At 42.4% G+C, this 19,089-nt stretch carries 16 protein-coding genes; 11 read left to right on the top strand and 5 right to left on the bottom strand.

Annotated features, from left to right (window positions below; translation table 11 throughout):
* Nucleotides 1-51 precede the first annotated feature (51 nt).
* Nucleotides 52-1,191, bottom strand: a complete 1,140-nt coding sequence (locus QSH61_RS20990; RefSeq protein WP_069019181.1) for a Na/Pi symporter — start codon at nt 1,189-1,191, stop codon at nt 52-54.
* A 329-nt stretch (nt 1,192-1,520) separates the two neighbouring features.
* Between QSH61_RS20990 and QSH61_RS20985 the strand changes: the two genes are divergently transcribed.
* Nucleotides 1,521-3,431, top strand: a complete 1,911-nt coding sequence (locus QSH61_RS20985; RefSeq protein WP_249122651.1) for a sensor histidine kinase — start codon at nt 1,521-1,523, stop codon at nt 3,429-3,431.
* A gap of 23 nt (nt 3,432-3,454) precedes the next feature.
* On the opposite strand, the gene QSH61_RS20980 is transcribed toward QSH61_RS20985, so the two are convergent.
* Nucleotides 3,455-3,622, bottom strand: a complete 168-nt coding sequence (locus tag QSH61_RS20980; protein WP_171040270.1) for a hypothetical protein — start codon at nt 3,620-3,622, stop codon at nt 3,455-3,457.
* A 55-nt stretch (nt 3,623-3,677) separates the two neighbouring features.
* Entirely contained in the window at nt 3,678-5,414 is a 1,737-nt protein-coding gene (locus QSH61_RS20975) for a sensor domain-containing diguanylate cyclase (protein ID WP_206471346.1), read from the bottom strand.
* A 242-nt stretch (nt 5,415-5,656) separates the two neighbouring features.
* Between QSH61_RS20975 and QSH61_RS20970 the strand changes: the two genes are divergently transcribed.
* Nucleotides 5,657-6,151, top strand: a complete 495-nt coding sequence (locus tag QSH61_RS20970) for a YcgN family cysteine cluster protein (protein ID WP_102058122.1) — start codon at nt 5,657-5,659, stop codon at nt 6,149-6,151.
* Nucleotides 6,152-6,213: 62 nt separating this feature from the next.
* On the opposite strand, the gene QSH61_RS20965 is transcribed toward QSH61_RS20970, so the two are convergent.
* Nucleotides 6,214-7,167 (bottom strand): carbohydrate kinase family protein, encoded by a 954-nt coding sequence (locus tag QSH61_RS20965; RefSeq protein WP_206471345.1) that lies wholly within the window; start codon nt 7,165-7,167, stop codon nt 6,214-6,216.
* Nucleotide 7,168: 1 nt separating this feature from the next.
* Nucleotides 7,169-8,350, bottom strand: a complete 1,182-nt coding sequence (locus QSH61_RS20960; RefSeq protein ID WP_206471344.1) for an AGE family epimerase/isomerase — start codon at nt 8,348-8,350, stop codon at nt 7,169-7,171.
* A gap of 131 nt (nt 8,351-8,481) precedes the next feature.
* On the opposite strand from QSH61_RS20960, the gene QSH61_RS20955 reads away from it, so the two are divergent.
* The 9 genes from QSH61_RS20955 (at nt 8,482) to QSH61_RS20915 (ending at nt 19,069) form a co-directional block, all read left to right on the top strand.
* Nucleotides 8,482-9,756: a sugar MFS transporter gene (locus QSH61_RS20955; RefSeq protein ID WP_010605507.1), complete on the top strand. Its 1,275-nt coding sequence runs from the start codon at nt 8,482-8,484 to the stop codon at nt 9,754-9,756.
* A gap of 145 nt (nt 9,757-9,901) precedes the next feature.
* Nucleotides 9,902-12,256, top strand: a complete 2,355-nt coding sequence (locus tag QSH61_RS20950; protein ID WP_206471343.1) for a GH92 family glycosyl hydrolase — start codon at nt 9,902-9,904, stop codon at nt 12,254-12,256.
* A complete protein-coding gene (locus QSH61_RS20945) occupies nt 12,256-13,023 on the top strand; it encodes a basic secretory protein-like protein (protein ID WP_206471342.1) in 768 nt (255 codons plus the stop codon). The genes QSH61_RS20950 and QSH61_RS20945 overlap by 1 nt, the downstream gene beginning before the upstream one ends.
* Before the next feature lie 197 nt (nt 13,024-13,220).
* Complete coding sequence (locus QSH61_RS20940) at nt 13,221-15,110, top strand: methyl-accepting chemotaxis protein (RefSeq protein WP_102058117.1); 1,890 nt, start codon at nt 13,221-13,223, stop codon at nt 15,108-15,110.
* Nucleotides 15,111-15,359: 249 nt separating this feature from the next.
* On the top strand, nt 15,360-16,109 hold the full coding sequence (locus tag QSH61_RS20935; RefSeq protein ID WP_010605503.1) for a DUF3450 domain-containing protein: 750 nt from the start codon (nt 15,360-15,362) through the stop codon (nt 16,107-16,109).
* Nucleotides 16,110-16,123: 14 nt separating this feature from the next.
* A complete protein-coding gene (locus QSH61_RS20930) occupies nt 16,124-17,491 on the top strand; it encodes a MotA/TolQ/ExbB proton channel family protein (protein ID WP_010605502.1) in 1,368 nt (455 codons plus the stop codon).
* 2 nt (nt 17,492-17,493) lie between these two features.
* Nucleotides 17,494-18,021 carry a MotA/TolQ/ExbB proton channel family protein gene (locus QSH61_RS20925; RefSeq protein WP_010378705.1) on the top strand — a complete coding sequence of 176 codons (528 nt, stop codon included), beginning with the start codon at nt 17,494-17,496 and terminating at the stop codon, nt 18,019-18,021.
* Nucleotides 18,022-18,043: 22 nt separating this feature from the next.
* Nucleotides 18,044-18,454, top strand: a complete 411-nt coding sequence (locus QSH61_RS20920; RefSeq protein ID WP_010378708.1) for an ExbD/TolR family protein — start codon at nt 18,044-18,046, stop codon at nt 18,452-18,454.
* A 9-nt stretch (nt 18,455-18,463) separates the two neighbouring features.
* Nucleotides 18,464-19,069: an energy transducer TonB gene (locus QSH61_RS20915; RefSeq protein WP_010605501.1), complete on the top strand. Its 606-nt coding sequence runs from the start codon at nt 18,464-18,466 to the stop codon at nt 19,067-19,069.
* Nucleotides 19,070-19,089: the final 20 nt, after the last annotated feature.

Raw genomic sequence — 19,089 nt, 5'->3', positions numbered from 1 at the left:
TTAAATGCATTCTTTGTTCGTTTTATTTATCGTACTGCGAGCATGTTTTATTTATCGTACTGCGAGCATAATGAGTCCCGGAAATACAAAGAACGAACCTAATACGTAAGCCAAAGCTGCTGGTTTATTCTGCGCACCAATCTCAGCTAACTTCTCAGCTAGACGAAGCGGGATTTCTCTCAGCAGTGGTAACCCGTAAATAAGTGCTACCGCAAAAACGTTAAACATAACATGTACAAGTGCAATCGTTAATGCGACTTCTGCAGCAGGACCTGTAATAGATGTTGCAGCTAACAAAGCGGTAATTGTAGTGCCTATATTTGCACCTAAAGTGAACGGATATATCTGACGAGTGGTAAATACACCGCTGCCAGCAAGTGGGATCATCAAGCTTGTTGTTGTCGAAGACGATTGTACCATTACCGTAACTAAAGCGCCTGAGCTTATACCTACAACAGGGCCTCTGCCTATCGCACTATGTAATAACTCTTTCGCTTTACCTACCAACGCCTTTTTGAGTAATTTACCTAAGTAAGTCACAGCGAACAGGATCATCATGATACCGATAACAACCATGGCAATACCTGCTGCTGTAGAATCTAAAAAGCTAACACCATCTTTTACCACGCTAACCGCTGGTTTCACTAGTGGTTTGATAAAGTTGTAACTTTTTAACGATAAGTCAGCATCACCAACAAATACATGGGCAAGTCCTGACGCAAGTTTTTCTAACATGCCAAACATGATTTCCAAAGGCAGGAAAATAGCAACGGCTAATAAATTAAAGAAGTCATGTACGGTGGATGCGGCAAACGCTCTTCTAAACTCTTCTTTACTACGAATGTGGCCGATAGAAACGAGCGTGTTGGTAATAGTCGTACCAATATTTGCGCCCATCACCATAGGAATTGCGATACTAATAGGTAATCCGCCAGCAACGAGGCCAACAATAACAGAAGTCACCGTTGATGAGGACTGCACCAATGCAGTTGCCAAAGCCCCTAAGAGTAGGGCGACGATTGGATTGGTTGCGAATGCGAAGATTTCCTTCGCCCCTTCACTTCCACCTGAGGCCAACTTAAAACCGCCACTCACAGTGCCAACTGCGACTAAGACTAAGTAAACAAGTAATACGATTGACAGCCAGTTAAAAAGTTTAGCTGATGCTGAAGTCTGAGATTGATTAACCATAGTTTCGCTCTTAGAGTAAGTAATGTTCATTCATTACACTTTTATTTCAGCCGCGCATTTAACCACCCAATTGTTACAGTTATATTTCAGTTTTATGTAACTCGACACGTATGCTCATTTTCTCATCGCATTTTTTGAAACAGTGGTAACTAATAGTAGTAATATGCTGTTTTTACTGATTATTAGTTATGTGATTGCATTTACATTTGTTTACTTCTGCAAATTTGATCCACATTTGCTTCACTATTTAAAAGTAGGATTTAGCTATAATTATTGTGCCTTATATCACTATGTTAAGACTTTTCTCGTTAATTTTTATGCTTTTTTCTATGGCGGCTGGTGCAGTTGACTTTACGCCTAGTGCCGAGCATAGAGTAAGTGAACCATTAACAATCCACTTTGGAGAAGTCGATGCTGCGCAATTATCTTCAGTGCTCGGCATAGATGAGCGCGACAGCCAATCTATTGTTGAGGTACTTTCAAGCAAAGTGCCTGAGCTAAAGAATGAGCCTTATCAGTGGGCGTTGATCACCCCAAATATGCTTATATCCGAGGACAGAAATTACATCGCATTTGGCTTTGCCAGATTGCCTTGGCTAAGTGTTGCTTTGATTAACAACGGCGAGGTCTCATTTTTAACGCAGCACACCCTGAATACCGCGTTTAATATTAGGGAAGTAGAAGCACCGCAATTATATCTACCAATATCAAAAGAACACTTAGCAGGGGCAAGTCTTATTGTCCGCTATCAGACTTTTGCGAATGCCCCCGCTGACCTTAGGTTAATAAATGATAATGAGCTAAACAGTAATGTTCTTACCAGTACGGTTACCAATGCTGCACTAAGCGGGATCATAGCAGCCGTGTTTGTTATTGTATTGGTTAACTTCTACTTTAATGCCAATGCGACCAACGCTTACTATTGTCTTTGGACGCTATTGTTTTTGCTTATTGTGTTGGATATGTCAGGGTTCACATTTCAATATTTTTGGCCTTTACAAGGCAAATTTGCCGCCTTATTTTCAGCTTGTTTGATGACTTTTGTACCAGTGTTTCACCTTCTTTTCATCAAACAATTTCTGCAATTAAAGCATCGAAACGAAACCTTACATCTTTTATATAATGGATTTTTAGCGGCTTACCTACTACTTATCCCAGTGGCAATCTATTCAAAATCGGTTCACTACAATCTAGTATTAAGCTTGAGTATCATCCCGCTATTTCTTTATACCAGCTATTGGTCTTTGAAACAGAGTGCTCCTGGTTCTGTTACTTTTTCCCTCAGCCTGCTAAACCATGTCATTTTTGTAAATTTCATTGCTATTGGTGGGACTATGTATGCGGGTTTTATCAACGTTCATCATATATCAAGCGCGATTAAATTTGGCTACTTAATTGAGGTCATGTTATTTACGCTGGCACTTGCGCAACAAAATAAGTCAGCCCAAAATAATCTGCTATCAACGCTACAAACTCAGGTGAATGCACTCTCGAATACAGTACAAACAGAAAAGCAGTTCAACCGTCAAAATCAGCAGGCGTTAGAAAAGAAAGAACAACGTTTATTTACCGATCTCTCTCATGAGCTGCGTACACCACTTACCGTTATGAAGGTACAGGTTGAATCTCTACAATACAATATCGTTGAGAATGTTCAGGAGAGCTACGGCAAGCTCATGGATAAAATTGACGAGCTAAATCACTTTATTAATCAATTGATGCTAGTCACTGACAATGAAAAGTTAGCAACTATGCTTAATCTAAGAGACTTCACGATCTGCAAGCTGGTAAATCAAGTACATACTCAGGCCGCGGGCTTATTTAAGGATAATAAGGAGCAATTAGAGGTTAACTATCAAATATCTGGTACAGAAAAGATAACCATCGACCTAGATGCAATAACTAACTGCGTCCTTGAGATCTTAGGTAATGCGATTAAGCATGGTGGAGATAAGGTCCAAGTAAAGATGAGCTTCTTTAGCGTCGACAGCAATCTAATCATTCGCATTGAAGACTCTGGCACTCCCCTATCCTATGAGGCGCACCAACAGCTATTTGACCCGCTTTACAAATCACAATCAGCAAGAACCAATTCGGGAAAATCCAAGGGTATGGGCCTTGCGATGTGCAAAAAAGTGGTAGAAGCTCACAGTGGACAAATTGAATCCTTTAATAGCCTATTAGGCGGGTTGAACATGGAGATCAAGCTTCCGTTAACTAAAGTGCCTGCTTTTAGTTGATATACAACAGTATGTTTTCGCGCTTACGTTTTAATTTTTCGTCGCGGTATTAACTTAAGCCAAAATGCAATTTCAAGTGCCACACCCAATATCACAAAAATGAACATCCCAGTTTGGCTGCTATAGCTATAAGCTGCTATTGCACCAATGAGGAGCGCCAATAAAATAGCGATTCTGTAAAGTGTCTTCATTTTATATCCTTTTCTATGGTGACTTAGCTAATTCATTTACAGCCGAATACCAAATTTACAGCGCACCTGAGATTGCCACTTGATTACGACCATTACGCTTAGCAAAATAAAGTGCCTGATCTGCCGAGGCGAGCAATTCTTTACCGCTGTATGGTGGCTTAGTCTGAGTATGTAATCCTGCACTTAATGTCATCTCTATACAATAGCTTTCGCTTATCAATGGGCTAGTCTCACATGTCATTCTGATCTTCTCTGCAAGGTCAAAAGCCTGCGAGCTATCGGTTTGTGCAAGTACAATACAAAACTCTTCGCCGCCATACCGTGCGACAAAGTCTCCCGCTCTCGTAGCACAATTGGAAAGTATACGTCCGATGTGAATCAGACAATCGTCTCCCGCTTCGTGACCATAGGTATCGTTAACCTGCTTAAAAAAATCGATATCGATCATTATAACACTAAGAGCGTGTTCAAAACGCTTTGCTCTTAAGCATTCACTATGCAAGGCTTCGTCTAGCGCTCGCCTATTGGCAACACCAGTAAGCGCATCGGTGCGACTCGCAAGCTCCAGTCTATCGTTAGCTTCCTGTAGCGCTTGAGTTCGGATGGCGACAGTCTTCTCTAATTGAGAGTTTACTTTTTGGATTTCATTGAATGCCGTTAATTGCGCTTGAAAGCGCTTGTTTTTCTCGGTATTGAGTTTTTCACCTATTGCTATCGATAAACAGGCCACCTCAATGGCAGTACCTATTAATAGCGCATTTTCGGTAAACCAAGTTTGGCTGATTAAATCTAATTTATTTAGCGCAAGAATGATCCCGCCAATGAGCACTGAGCTCCAAGCAATCGAATAGAATGTCGCTAAGCGGCTTTTCCCAGCCAAACGTAAAATACGGCAGAATACGCCCCAGATACAAGCTGATACGGCATACGCTATGGTAAGTTTTATCATCACTGCATAGTCAAAAAACACAGAAGAAAATAAGAGTACCAACCCTAATCCCAAAATTAAGCGACAACCTAGATAAAGCCACTTGTCCGAAATACCAATCTCGAGCAATGTCATAACAAAGTAAGTGCCGGTTAACACCGAGCTGATAAGAAAAAATAAGATTGCTTGATCGTTCCACCAAAGACTATTTGGCCAAAGATATCGAAAGGCAAAACCTGACAAACAAGCAGAAAATAGCGCTAAACAAATAACGTATAAAACATAGTAAAATAATGTGGATTCGCGAATGGTAAAATAGAGGAGCACATTATAAGCTGCCATTATCCCCATCAAACCAAAGTAGATCCCCATCACGATACGAAAAACTTGGTCGTTTATCAAAAAGTCATGGTTTGTCCAAAGTACCACGGGAAGTTGCAGCGCACTGGATGAGCGTACTTTAATGTATAGTGCTACCTTACCATGCGTGCCGTTTGGGAGTGGTATAATAAAATGTTCATGCGCAAAAGGGCGGTCAACGAAAGGTTGTTTATCACCTAATTGCTGATGAACAAATATATTGCCTTCTTGTAGCATGTAAACATCAAGCTGATCCAGCACCGGATAGGCTATCTCAAGTAAATAAGGCCCTTCTTTTTCGTCAATATTTAACGACGTACGTACCCAGTAACTTAGGTTGGAATAACCTAAGTTCAACACTTTATCATCGGTAGTTTGCCAAAGGATACTTGGGTTATTTATGACGTCGACAATTTTAGCATTTGAAGCCACATACTCTAGTTGCAACGTCTCTTTGTCAGCAGCTACCACTTGACTACACAGAGACAACAGGAGTACAAACAATAAAAAGACGTACCTTTGCCTCAATCACCCACCCTCGCTACGTCCCATAATCACAGACAAATAGCGCTCTCGCCAAAGATTATGAAATAAAAATAGTACTTTAATCATAGTCAGCCATAAATAGTTCGCCAATTTTGAATTACGTTCAACTATCCTATAGAATGCGCCGCTTGTTTGATGTGATCGATTCCAACATCACAAATCAAATATGATGCAAAAAAGCGTAATGAAGGGGCAAAGTAATGAGCTTTTGGCAAGAAAAAACACTCGAAGAAATGACTAGAGATGAGTGGGAAGCGATTTGTGATGGCTGTGGCAAATGCTGTTTACACTCTTTTATCGACAGCGATGAGGAAGATGAATCATTTGAGAGCACCGACTTTTTACGCGAAGGTGAAGAGTTACTCTACACCGACGTTGTTTGCCAATATAACGATAAAAATAGCTGTGGTTGTAGCCGCTACAGCGAAAGGCAAGTTCTAGTTCCGTCTTGCGTACAGTTAACCAAAGAAAACCTCAAAGATATCTTTTTTATGCCAAACAGTTGTAGTTATCGACGACTTCATGAGGGCAGGGGACTGGCAAGCTGGCATCCTCTTAGAAATAATGGTTCCAAACAAGCCATGATAGATGCGGGGATCAGTATTTTTGGTAAGGCAACCTCAGAACTGGAAGTAGATTTAGAATCTGATTTTGAAGCGCATATAGTAGAGTGGCCCCACAAAGACTGCGAGTAAAAAACAGGGACTAGGATAAATGTTTTGCGGTAGAGCATGCACCTATCCTAGAAAAAAGACTACTATTCGCCAATATCAGCCTTTGACGGCAAAGCGGCAAATGCACCGTAGTGTTGAACGGCGAACGCACCACATTTTGCGGCATATGCGACTAAGCCTTTTGCCTCATTTAGTGTGATGGCAAACTCAGTATCTCGGGTAGGTTTAAACTTTCGAATGATCTCAGCAAGTAACCCCCCGACAAACGCATCTCCCGCAGCCGTGGTATCCACCGCGACAACAATTGGCGCAGCGACTTTAGCACTATCATTTTGTAGATAAATCTCAACGGGGTTTGCGCCGTCGGTTATTAATAACAATTGAGTTTGCTTATCCATAATTGCGGCTATGGTTTGCGCTTCGGTTTTACCCGCATGACTATTCGCGTTCAGGTATTCCAATTCTTCGCGTGAGAGTTTAACGACATCACTTAGCGCGATACAATGCCAAATTCTATCAAGAATATGCGCTGTCGAACTCCATAGGTTCAATCTCAGGTTCATATCAAAACTAACAAGCATGTTGTTTGCTCGTGCACGCTCAAGCGCATAAACCGTGGTTTTATAGATATTCTCTTCAGTAAGACTGTTACTGCATATATGTAATACAGAATGCTCTGTAAACATATCCTCAGAAAAATGTGTTTGCCTGAACAACAAATCCGCCGCTGGTGGCCGATAAAAACTAAAGCTTCTTTCACCTTGTTTATCTAAAGAGACAAATGCCAATGCCGTTTTGGCTTTATCTGTATACTCAAGGTAACAGGTATTTACGCCATTAGCCTGTAGCTCTTCAGCTAAAAACTGGCCGAACATGTCATTGCCTAACATGCCGCAAAAATACGCGTCAACGCCTTGCTTTGCCGCAGCTACTGCCACGTTTGCAGGCGCGCCGCCTGCATATTTAGTAAATGATTCTGGTGTTTTGCCATCCGATAAAAAATCAATCAACGCCTCACCAAAACAAACAAGTGCCATGTTATTCGCCTTTTAACTTCATTGAACGCAGGACTTCGTAACACGCGCCCATAGTGTGATAATCGGTCTTGCCCGCCGGGCTTTTTTCATCGCTGTACTTTTCGTTCTTGTTATTCAAAATACGATACCAAGCACCGTATTCATGGTCGACGAAGTTATCCCAAGCATATTGCCAAATTCTGTCGTACCACTGCCAATATTTTTCATCACCGGTTTCAAGTGCTAGTAGCGCAGCCGCAGCGAATGACTCAGCCTGAACCCAAAAGTACTTGTCATCATCACAAATCGACTTATCCGGCGCAAAACCGTAGCAAATTCCGCCGAATTCATTATCCCAAGCAGCTTTTAATGACTCATCAAACAAGTGCACGGCTTTTTCCACAAGCCATGACTTTGGCATATAGCGGTTAATCAGCAATAATAATTTTGACCACTCAGTTTGATGACCAGGCTGAACCCCCCAAGGTCTGAATAAGTGTTTGGGATCGTCTTTGTTATACTCAAGGTCGACTTGCCATTGACTATCATAGTGCTCCCAAATCAGCCCTTCTGCCTTAGCCGCTTGACGATTTACCATATTGTCAGCAAGCAAATATGCACGCTGTAAAAATTTTTCTTCCTGCGTTACTTCAAAGCAAGCAATTAGCGCTTCGCAGGTATGCATATTGGCATTTTGACCTCGGTACTTATCTGCCTGATTAAAGTCTGCATCGAATTCGTCTTTATAGAGTCCGAACTCAGGCTCAAAATATTTCTCTTCTAACAGCTGCCATACTCGCTCGATTGCAAACTTGCTGTCCGACAAACCAACCTTAAGCGCGCAGGCATGAGCCAATAAAACAAAGGCGAGGCCATAACAATGGTTAGTGCCATCTACAACATTTTCGCCTTCAAGCAACCACGCATAGCCGCCATTTTCCTGCCTATGGACAGTTTCTAAATATTCGATACCATGCTTAACCTTATCTAAGTCAGCTGGCTCTTTAAAATAGTCATAAGCCATAGCATAGTTAAAGACAAAACGGGTACTTGATACTAAGTGACGCGTGTTCGCATCATAAATCTCGCCATTATCCTTGAAGAAGTGATTAAAGCCACCACGCTCATCCACGCAATTTGGTGCGTAAAAGCTGAGCGTCTTTTTAATGTGTGCTTCTAAAAATTGCGTTGTTCTAAAATTCATCTAACTTTTAACCTACTGCTGAACATTTCCGTTACTTTAGCAGATAAAACATGGAACGATCCAACAAAACATTTGTGATTTTCATGTAACAGTGTGTAGAATCAAGGTGAAAACAGATTGGAGTATCACTTGTGAGCGAAATAAATACAAATCAAACCTTCGTCACAAGCGGGAATACCGAGAATAATAATTATCGACTTCCGCTTATTGCAATGACAACGCTTTTTTTCCTTTGGGGATTTATTACCGTTTTAAACGATGTCCTCATCCCACGTCTAAAAGGCGTATTTGACCTTAACTACACCGAAGCAATGCTGATCCAGTTTTGCTTTTTTAGTGCCTACTTTATTATTTCTTTACCTGCTGGGTATTTAGTTAAACGCTTTGGCTATAAAAATGGCGTACTAACGGGCTTAATCGTGGCATCCATTGGCTGCATCATGTTTTATCCCGCCGTTGTTGTTCACGAATATTGGATTTTTCTCTCAGCGCTTTTTGTGCTTGCATCTGGCATCACTGTTTTGCAAGTATCAGCGAATCCTTATGTAGCAGCACTCGGGCATCCTCGCACTGCGTCAAGTCGTTTAAACCTTGCGCAAGCGCTTAATTCACTGGGTACCACTATTGGTCCTATCGTGGGTGGCTTTTTATTGTTTGGTTCAGCCGGTACGCTAACCGTTGAAGCTGCGGCAAGCGCAGAGGGGGTAAAGGTACCTTATCTTATTTTGGCAGCTGCGCTACTAACAATCGCCGTTGTATTCGCGTTTTTAAAGTTACCCATTATTGCTGAGCATACTGAAGCCGTCGATTGTAAAGCGAAACACCATAACCTAATTGAAGCCCCACACTTAGTAATGGGTGTAGTAGCTATTTTCTGCTATGTCGGTGCAGAAGTTGCGATTGGGAGTTTCCTTGTAAATTACTTTGCAGAACCTGAAATCGCAGGACTTGAAGAGCACGCTGCAGCAAAACTTATCGGGTACTACTGGGGTGGTGCTATGGTAGGGCGCTTTATCGGCTCTGCTGCCTTAAAGACCATTGCACCTTCAAAAGCAGTGGCTTTCAACGCTGTCGTTATTATTTTATTACTGGCATTGACCATGAGTACCAGTGGCAACATTGCGATGATTGCCGTACTCGCGATTGGCTTGTTTAACTCCATTATGTTTCCGACAATCTTCTCAATGGCAATTGAAGGCTTGAGCTCACTAACCAGTAAAGGTTCTGGCTGGCTGTGTTTAGCCATTGTCGGTGGTGCTATTGTGCCGCTCATTCAAGGTGTGGTTGCGGATAAATTCCATATTCAGATCAGCTTTATTGTGCCATTGCTTTGTTATGTCTACATCGCATGGTACGGATTAAACGTGGTTAAGCTGTCGCAAAAGTGGCAAGCAAAACTGAATTAAGTTAACGAAAGTTTACAAGGCGAGCATAGCTCGCCTTTTTTATTGCATAATTTTTTCGTCGCAGAGTATTGAATACGTATTCATAAAGGGTATTATAAAATAAAATTGGAACGCTCCAATTCAAAACAAAAACTAGGAGAGAGTAATGCGAGCTAAAACTTGGGCGTTGGCAATCACACAAAGTGTGTTGTTAAGCGCAACAGTTCACGCCACTGAATCAAATACACAGTGGGTCGATACCTTCATTGGTACTGGCGGTGATGGCCACACCTTCCCTGGCGCAGTCGTGCCATTTGGTATGGTGCAATTAAGCCCAGATACAGATAACCCCATGCGCGGTGTTTCCCCTCAATCAGAAATCTATAAGCGCTGCGCAGGTTATCACTATGATGACCATACTATTGTTGGTTTCTCCCACACGCATTTCTCTGGTACTGGTCACTCAGATCTTGGCGACTTGCTGATCATGCCAATGACAGGCGAAGTAAAACTCGATGCTGGTACCGCTGAAAATCCAGACATAGGGTATCGCTCGCGCTTTTCTCACGACCAAGAATGGTCTGAACCTGGCTATTACGGTGTTGACTTACTCGACTATGGTGTGAAAGCCGAAGTCACCGCAACCACGCGAGTGGGTATGCATAAATACAGCTTCAATAAAGCAAAACAAGGTCATGTATTGCTTGATTTGACCTCAGCAATCTATAACTTTGAGAATAAAGTGATTTGGAGCGACATCCGCAAAATAAACGACACCACATTGGTTGCTTACCGCGCAACTAATGGCTGGGCGCGTAACCGCCAAATGTATTTTGCCATCGAGTTATCAAAACCTATCGCTGACTATCAGTTTTATAATCTAGACAACAACCGTTATCGTTGTATGAATTGCTTAGGAAAAGACAGCAAACACTCTACGATTGAGAATACCGCAGTAAAAATGACAGCAGGTAAAGCCGTTAAGTTTGTTGCAAGCTTTGATAATTTAGACGAAACGCCACTGTTGGTGAAAGTCGGACTTTCTGCAGTTAGCCGCAAAAACGCATTAGAGAATCTTAAAACTGAAGTACCAAGTTGGGATTTTGATAACGTTCGCGAAAATGCCAAGTCTCAGTGGGCAAATTATTTAGATAAAGTCGACGTTGAAGGCACCAAAGCGCAAAAACGTCAGTTTTACACTGCGCTTTACCATGCGCTACAAGCGCCTAATATCTACCAAGATGTCAATGGACAGTATCGAGGCGTTGACGGTGAAATTCATGACGGCAAAGGTTTCGAGCACTATACCTTATTCTCGTTGTGGGATACCTATCGTGCATTACATCCATTGCTCACTTATATCGACCCAGACCGCGTATCCGGCATGATCCAATCTATGCTGGTACATTATCAGCAAAGCTATGAAAAAATGTTACCTATTTGGTCGTTCCATGCCCACGAGACATGGACCATGATTGGTTATCATGCGGTTTCAGTCATTGCTGATGCATATCTAAAAGGGATCAGAGATTACGATATTGATTTAGCAGTAGAAGCAATTGAAAACACGGCTAACAACCCAGTGTACGATGCCATCCCTGAATACAAGAAATTTGGCTATGTACCAATGGACGTACTTCCTGAGTCTATTTCTATCACTCTTGAATATGCTTACGATGATTTTGCCATCGCAAGAATGTATGAAGCGATGGGCAATACCAGTAAAGCGAAAGACTATTACCAACGTGCGATGAGCTATAAAAATGTGTTCAATAAAGAAACCGGTTACATGCAAGGGTTAGATTCAAAAGGAAACTGGGATCCCGAATTTGACCCTTTTGAAGCAAAATACATGGGCCCATACACCGAAGGTAACGCGAAGCAATATAGCTTCTATGTACCGCATGATGTAGCTGGCCTGATTGAATTAATGGGTGGTGATGATGCATTTGAAGCGCGTCTAGATGCACTGTTTGATACCCACCTTTCTGAAGAGATGATCAAAGAGCACGAAGATATTGCAGGCCTGATTGGTAACTATGCCCATGGTAATGAGCCTAGCCATCATATTGCCTATTTATATAACTACGCGGGTAAACCGTGGAGAACCCAAGAGCGTATTCGTCAGATCATGGATACCTTAAGCTCAGACAAACCGGATGGCCTTGCAGGTAATGACGATGTAGGTCAGATGTCTGCTTGGTATATATTCTCTGCGATGGGCTTCTATCCTGTTGCGCCAGGCGACCTAAGCTACGCGATTGGTGCGCCTCAAGTGCCAGAAGTTACGTTGAAACTTGCAAACGGCAAAGCATTTAGAACTGTTGCGAAAGGTTTCAGTGACAAAAACAAATATATCAAGTCCATTAAATTAAATGGAAAACCGCTTAAGCGCAGCTACATCACACATAATGACATTATGAATGGTGGTACATTGGAGTATCAAATGTCTAGCAAGCCGAATAAAGCATGGGGTCAATCCAAGACGCAGAGACCGCCTTCGTTGTCGGAGTATAAGTAATGGTTAAAGCAGGAATATTTCTTGCGGCTATGACCACATTTGCAAGTGCGCCGTTCGCACTTGCAAATGACATCGATAATGCCGCAGCGCGATTAAAACCGATCGCGTTTCAGTCAGACTTAGCATGGCGTCAATTTCCTCTACCAGCCGTCTCGCTAAGCAAAACGACTAAAATTAACCATTTCGCATGGCAAGAAATTGATAACAAAGTAATAGAGCAGATAAGTTATAACGTGGCTAGATTACTTTATAAAGATATGACTAGCGCGCCTAAGCTACCAACCCTCCATATCGTCTTTGAAGACCTAAAAGGGGTTGCATATAAAGAGGGCGATTTTAACGGCGCAACAATCCATATCAGCGCAAACTACATGGAAAACTTTTCTACATCGCACAGTGAAAAAGAATCAGTCGACGAACTTATCGGTATTCTCTATCATGAAATTGCCCATGCTTATCAGCTAGATGATCATAACTACAAGGAAATAGGGCCAATCATTGAGGGAATAGCAGATGTTGTTAGACTAAAAGCTGGGTATATTCCTGATGATACCCAAAAGCCTGGTGGCAACTATAAAGACGGCTATAAAAATACAGCATTCTTTATCGATTGGTTATCGAAGCAAAGTAACCGAGACCTACTTCAGGAGATCAATGCTCAATTGGACCCACATGACGACATAAAGTGGGACTGGCAATACTTTGAGCAATCAGCAGGTGTTAAATTAGATACTGCTTGGCGACATTATCAAGCGTCGTTACTGTAACGCAAGGTGAGCGAAGTCTCACCTTTATTTAACATTCACTCTAAACCTCTCTCATTTCCTGCCGATAATCAAAGACAAACCTTTGAGTTTTTGATAAAAATAGTTACAAAGGAATCCAATTCCTAAATCTATTAATAATAATCGGCCAACAAGTGTATTGTTTGGCTGAAGAAAAGAACAAGTTCAACAGGATCATGATGTTTAAAGCGCTAAAGTTCACCACCAAAGTAACCGTAGCAGCCTCCCTTGTGTTAGTGATTGTGCTCGGCTTATTTACCGTAAACAACTTTCTTGTTATGCGAGACCAAACTCAAGCTCGACTTACCTTGGTTTTACAAGAGATTTCAAGCTCGGTTTCACAGAATATCGCCAATTGGCTCAATGACAGACTTGAAATCGTGGTCTCGATTGCTGATGGACATAGAGCTGATGACTCCACTGAACAGATAAGAAGACGGTTAAAAACCGCAGACACTGCGGGGGATTTCAAAAACGTTTTCATTGGCACGCCAGATGGAACATTTGTGTTGGACGATCCAAGTATCCAACTTCCTGCTGATTTTGATGCGACTAGCCGCCCTTGGTACAAGCTCGCTGAGCAAAAACAAGATACCGCATTTACCGCACCTTATATCGACGTTACCACCAACGAATTCACTATCTCAGCCGTTGTACCTGTAAAACAAGGAGGCCGTTTCGCAGGTGTGGCAGGGGGGGACATCGACATGTCAACCATCACAGAAATTATCAATGAAATTGACTTCTTAGGGTTTGGTTACGGTTTTTTACTTGATGAAAGCGGTAAAATACTCAGTCATCCAGATACTAAACTGAATGACAAGCCGATGTCAGAGCTGTTTGGTAAACGCCTGTCATTAAATCGGGATTTCACGGAGCTTGAAATTGATGGCACAGAAAAGCTCGTTTCATTTGTAAAAATGAAAGGCATTAAAAATGTCGACTGGTATCTTGGCGTTGTCATTAATAAAGAAATTGCCTATTCGTCCGTATCTTCTTTTAGAAATATGGCAGCTATCTATATGCTACTTGGCGTGATTGCGATTGTGGTGATGCTACAACTATTGCTCAAGTATCTGATGCGCCCGATGTACAATCTCAATGCAGCCATCAAAGACATCGCCCAAGGTGAAGGTGACCTTACTCGTAGGTTAATCGTAGAAAATCAAGATGAATTTGGCGAGTTATCCGATTATTTCAACCAATTTATCGACAAAATTCATGCTTCTATTACGCAGGTAAAAAATACTACAGTAACACTTGAAAACGTCGTAAATAGTTTGGTTGCGCAAACGCAAGATACCTTATCTATGTATACAGATCAGTCAAAGCGCACCGATAGCGTCGCGACAGCGATCAACGAGCTTTCTTCAAGTGCACAAGAGATCTCAAACAATGCAACCCATGCTTCAGAACTTGCCAGTAACGCCAACAAGCTTTCTGTTGAAAGCCAACATTCACTCACTCAAAATATCGAAGAAATCGCTTCACTGACACAAAAAATGTCTCAGGCACAAGACACGCTGGATGGATTGGATAAACTCTCAGGCAGCATAGGGCAAGTGCTTGAAGTGATCAAAGGAGTTAGCGAGCAGACCAATTTACTGGCGTTAAATGCTGCCATTGAAGCGGCTAGGGCAGGTGAGGCCGGACGTGGATTTGCCGTCGTTGCCGATGAAGTAAGGCAATTAGCACAGCGCACGCAAGAGTCAACGCAAGAAATCGAAAGCACTATTGCACAACTACAACAAGGTTCTGCTTCAGCTGTGGCCGTAATGAAAGCGAGTTTAGAAGACTCAGCAAGAAGCGCCGATAGAGCCAATGCTTCAGGTACTAAAATGCAAGAAGTGAGCAATTCGATTGATGCCATAGACGGCGTTAACCATGCAGTTGCCAGCGCCACCCACCAGCAAAACACCGTTATCCAAACATTAGATAGCGACATTCATCATATTAGTGACCTCAGCCTGCAAGGCAGCAATAACCTAACCGCAACCCTTGAAGAGTGTAAGTCATTGAAACTACAGTTCGACGAATTAGAACAAATGGTGCTCAAGTTTAGAGTCTAACGCCATCTCACTAGAGCTTAAAAGCCGCTTAACAAAAGCGGCTTTTTTGTGATCCTTTTATGACACAAAACACCTGCAACATCTCATTAACCAACAAAATCTCCTTAAAAACAATAAGTTAATTGATTAATGTAATTTCAATGACAGCTGTCATATTTGTGTATTAGTTGCGCAACATGGTTGTCATTTTTCGTAATTAGACTGCACCCAGTTTTTTAGCAACTAGCAATAATTTATAAGGTGTATGCGATGAAGTGCGTTAACCACTTGCTTATAGCAGGTATGCTAGCAACGGCCTCTGCCGGAGCAACAGAATTAAATCAAGCGATGGACAAAAGTGCAGCTATCAATGAATCTGCATTAAAGTCTCAAGGGAAAATCGATGGTATTGCAGACGATATGCAGTCTCGTTTGCAAAAGTTCAAGACGTTGAACAAAGAAATCGACGGCCTATCTGTTTACAACGCTCAATTAGAAAAACAAATCAAAAACCAACTTGAAGAAATGGCAGCCATTAACACCTCTATGGATCAGGTTTCGGTGATCGAGCGTCAAATCACACCTCTCATGATGCGCATGATCACAGGTCTGAAACAGTTTGTTGAATTAGATGTGCCTTTCCTTCCTAAAGAGCGTGCTGAGCGTATTACTCAGTTAACTAACTTGATGGACCGTGCTGATATTTCATCAAGCGAAAAGTTCCGCCGCGTACTTGAGGCTTACCAAGTCGAAGTTGACTACGGACGTACTATCGAAGCTTACACCTCATTACTTGACGTGAATGGACAAGAACGTGAAGTAGATTTCCTACGAATTGGTCGTCTTGAGCTGCTTTATGTTACAAAAGATGGCAGCCAAGCTGGTTTTTGGAACAAAGACAGTAATGCTTTTAACGCATTACCAGATACCAACATCAGCCAAATCAATAAAGGCATTCGCATCGCACGTAAGCAGTTAGCACCTGACATGTTAACGCTTCCAGTTCAGGCTGCAGAGTAATAGGTGAGACCACTATGAAATTCGTACAAAAATTCACTAAACACGCTATTTTCGCAACAACACTTGCGTTAACCGCATCTGCGCATGCTGAACAAGCATTAGATTTAGATTCACTACTTAAAACCTTAGAACAAGGGCAAACCGCACAAACAGCGCAAAACAAACAACGTGAAGCCGAGTTCAAAGCGCAGCAAAACAACCAAATCCAAATGTTGAATGCGTTAACGGGTGAACGTAACCAAGCGTTGGCTAAATCTGAACGTCTAGAAACTAATTTCGAAGAAAATGAAATTAAACTGGCCAACCTAAGTGACACGCTTAGCAAGCGTATGGGTACATTAAAAGAGCTATTCGGTGTGCTTCAACAAGTAGCTGGCGATAGTTCAAATAAGTTCGCAACGTCAGTTGTATCAGCTGAAATTAAAGGTCGTGATGATTACATGACTGAGCTTGCGAAAAAGATGGGCTCAACATCGCGTCTAGCATCAATCGAAGACATTGAAAAAGTCTGGTTTGAGATGCAACGTGAAATGACGGAACAAGGTAAAGTGTCACGCTTTAATACCGAAGTTATCGTAGCCGGTGGTGCCAAGCAAAACAAAGAAGTGCTTCGCGTCGGTGCGTTTAACTTAATCGCTGATGGTAAATACCTGACTTACAACAATGATACACAAACGCTTTCTGAACTGACTCGTCAGCCAGCGTCTCGTTTCACCTCAACAGCGGGTGAATTACAAAATGCGAAGACCGGTTCTGTCGATTTTGCCCTTGACCCAACAGGCGGCTCAATTCTCGGTCTACTAGTACAAGCGCCAAATACCGAAGAACAAGTACACCAAGGTGGCGCGGTAGGTTATGTGATCCTAGGTGTTGGTTTACTGGCACTACTTATTGCAATTGAGCGTTTTGTATCACTCATGTTGATGGGTTCTAAAATCAACCGTCAGCTTAAAGATAGTGTTGCCCGTGACGACAACCCGCTAGGTCGAGTGATGAAAGTGAAAGAGCAATACCCAGATGTGGCTTACGATACGCTAGAACTTAAGTTAAGCGAAGCAATCCTTCGTGAGATGCCAAAGATCACTCGTAACCTGACTTTAATCAAAATTATTTCAGTCGTAGCACCGCTACTTGGTCTACTTGGTACAGTGACCGGTATGATCAACACCTTCCAAGCAATTACTTTGTTTGGTACGGGAGACCCTAAACTGATGGCTGGTGGTATTTCTCAGGCCCTCGTAACCACCGTACTTGGTCTGGTTGTCGCTATCCCAACCGTATTCCTTTACACACTACTAAACACACGTTCTCGTAACTTGCTCCTTATTCTTCAAGAGCAGAGCGCGGGGATCATTGCTGAGCGTAGCGAGAAAGGAGCGTAATCGTGGTTTTATTGCTTGATGCAATTAACGCTTTACGTGAATTCCTTGATACAGGTGGCCAGGTTCTCCTGGTCATCGGCTTCGTAACCTTCGCCATGTGGCTACTTATTCTCGAGCGCTTCATGTTTGTGTTCGGTAAATACAGAGGCTACAAAAACGAAGTCCTACAAGCTTGGAACTCGCGAAATGAGCGTAACAGTTGGAACGCAGAGCAGATAAGACAAGCAACTATCTCTCGCGTGGGGATCAAACTCAACGCCAACTTACCATATATCAATGTCATGGTGGCACTGTGTCCTTTACTAGGACTCCTAGGCACGGTAACTGGCATGATTGAAGTATTTGATGTAATGGCGATCACCGGATCAGGCAGTGCACGCTCTATGGCATCTGGGGTATCAAAAGCAACTATCCCGACAATGGCAGGCATGGTTGGCGCGCTTTCGGGTGTATTTGCATCGACCTACCTTCAGCGTAAAGCCAAGCGTGAAGTTGAGTTGTTAGAAGATAAAATGCTACTAGACCATTAAGCGGTCGTGTGAGGAAAGAATTATGAGAGCACCACTTGCAAAAGTATTCCAAGAAGAAGAAGCAGAAGAAATCAACATGACGCCAATGCTGGACGTTGTATTTATCATGCTTATCTTCTTTATTGTAACGGCCTCTTTCGTTAAAGAAGCGGGTATTGATGTTAACCGCCCAGAAGCGGCCACTGCAGTTAAAAAGCAAAGAGCCAATATCCTGGTTGCAATTTCAGATACTGGTGAAATTTGGATTAACAAACGCCAAGTAGACATCCGTGCAGTTCAAGCAAATATTGAGCGTCTTAAAGCGGAGAATCCGCAGGGTAGTGTGGTTATTCAGGCTGATAAAAAGGCAACTACTGACACGCTAATTAAAGTAATGGATGCATCACGCGCAGCTGGCGCATTTGATGTTTCGATTGCAGCACAGGAGTCATAGGAACATACCATGCGTTACTTAATTGCTTTAGTAATTGCAGGCATAGTTACCTTTTTCCTTTTCTTGGGTATGCAAGCGCTTATCCAAGGAGGGGAAGGAGCAATGACAGATCCTGTAAAAGGACAAGTACTAGATTTCGTCCGTCTTAAAAAAGAAGAGACGGTGGAGAAAAAAGAGCGTAAGCCACAAAAGCCACCAACACCTAAAGAGCCGCCTCCACCAATGGATGCACCACAAACCCAGAACAACAATCTTGACGCAACAGGCGGCAACTTTGACTTTAGTGCCAATGTGGACGCTGACGTAGATTTGGCGAGTGGTTTAGCACTTGAGTCCAGTGATGGTGAATATCTGCCAATCGTTAAAGTTGCGCCGGTATATCCAAGACGTGCTTTATCACGCGGAATTGAGGGGTATGTGATTGTTGAGTTCATTGTAACTAAACAAGGCACTGTGAGAAACCCTGTTGTAGTAAGCGCCGAACCGGAATCAATCTTTGACCAAGCAGCGCTTGATGCGGCATTGAAATTTAAATACAAACCTCGCGTAGTAAACGGTGAACCGGTTGAAGTTGCGGGTGTTCAAAATAAGATTTCATTTCAAATTAATGGCTAACTGCCATTAAGGATTGCGAT

Source organism: Pseudoalteromonas sp. JC3 (assembly GCF_030291895.1).
Classification (GTDB): domain Bacteria; phylum Pseudomonadota; class Gammaproteobacteria; order Enterobacterales; family Alteromonadaceae; genus Pseudoalteromonas.
This window is presented reverse-complemented; position numbering and strand designations above follow the sequence as displayed.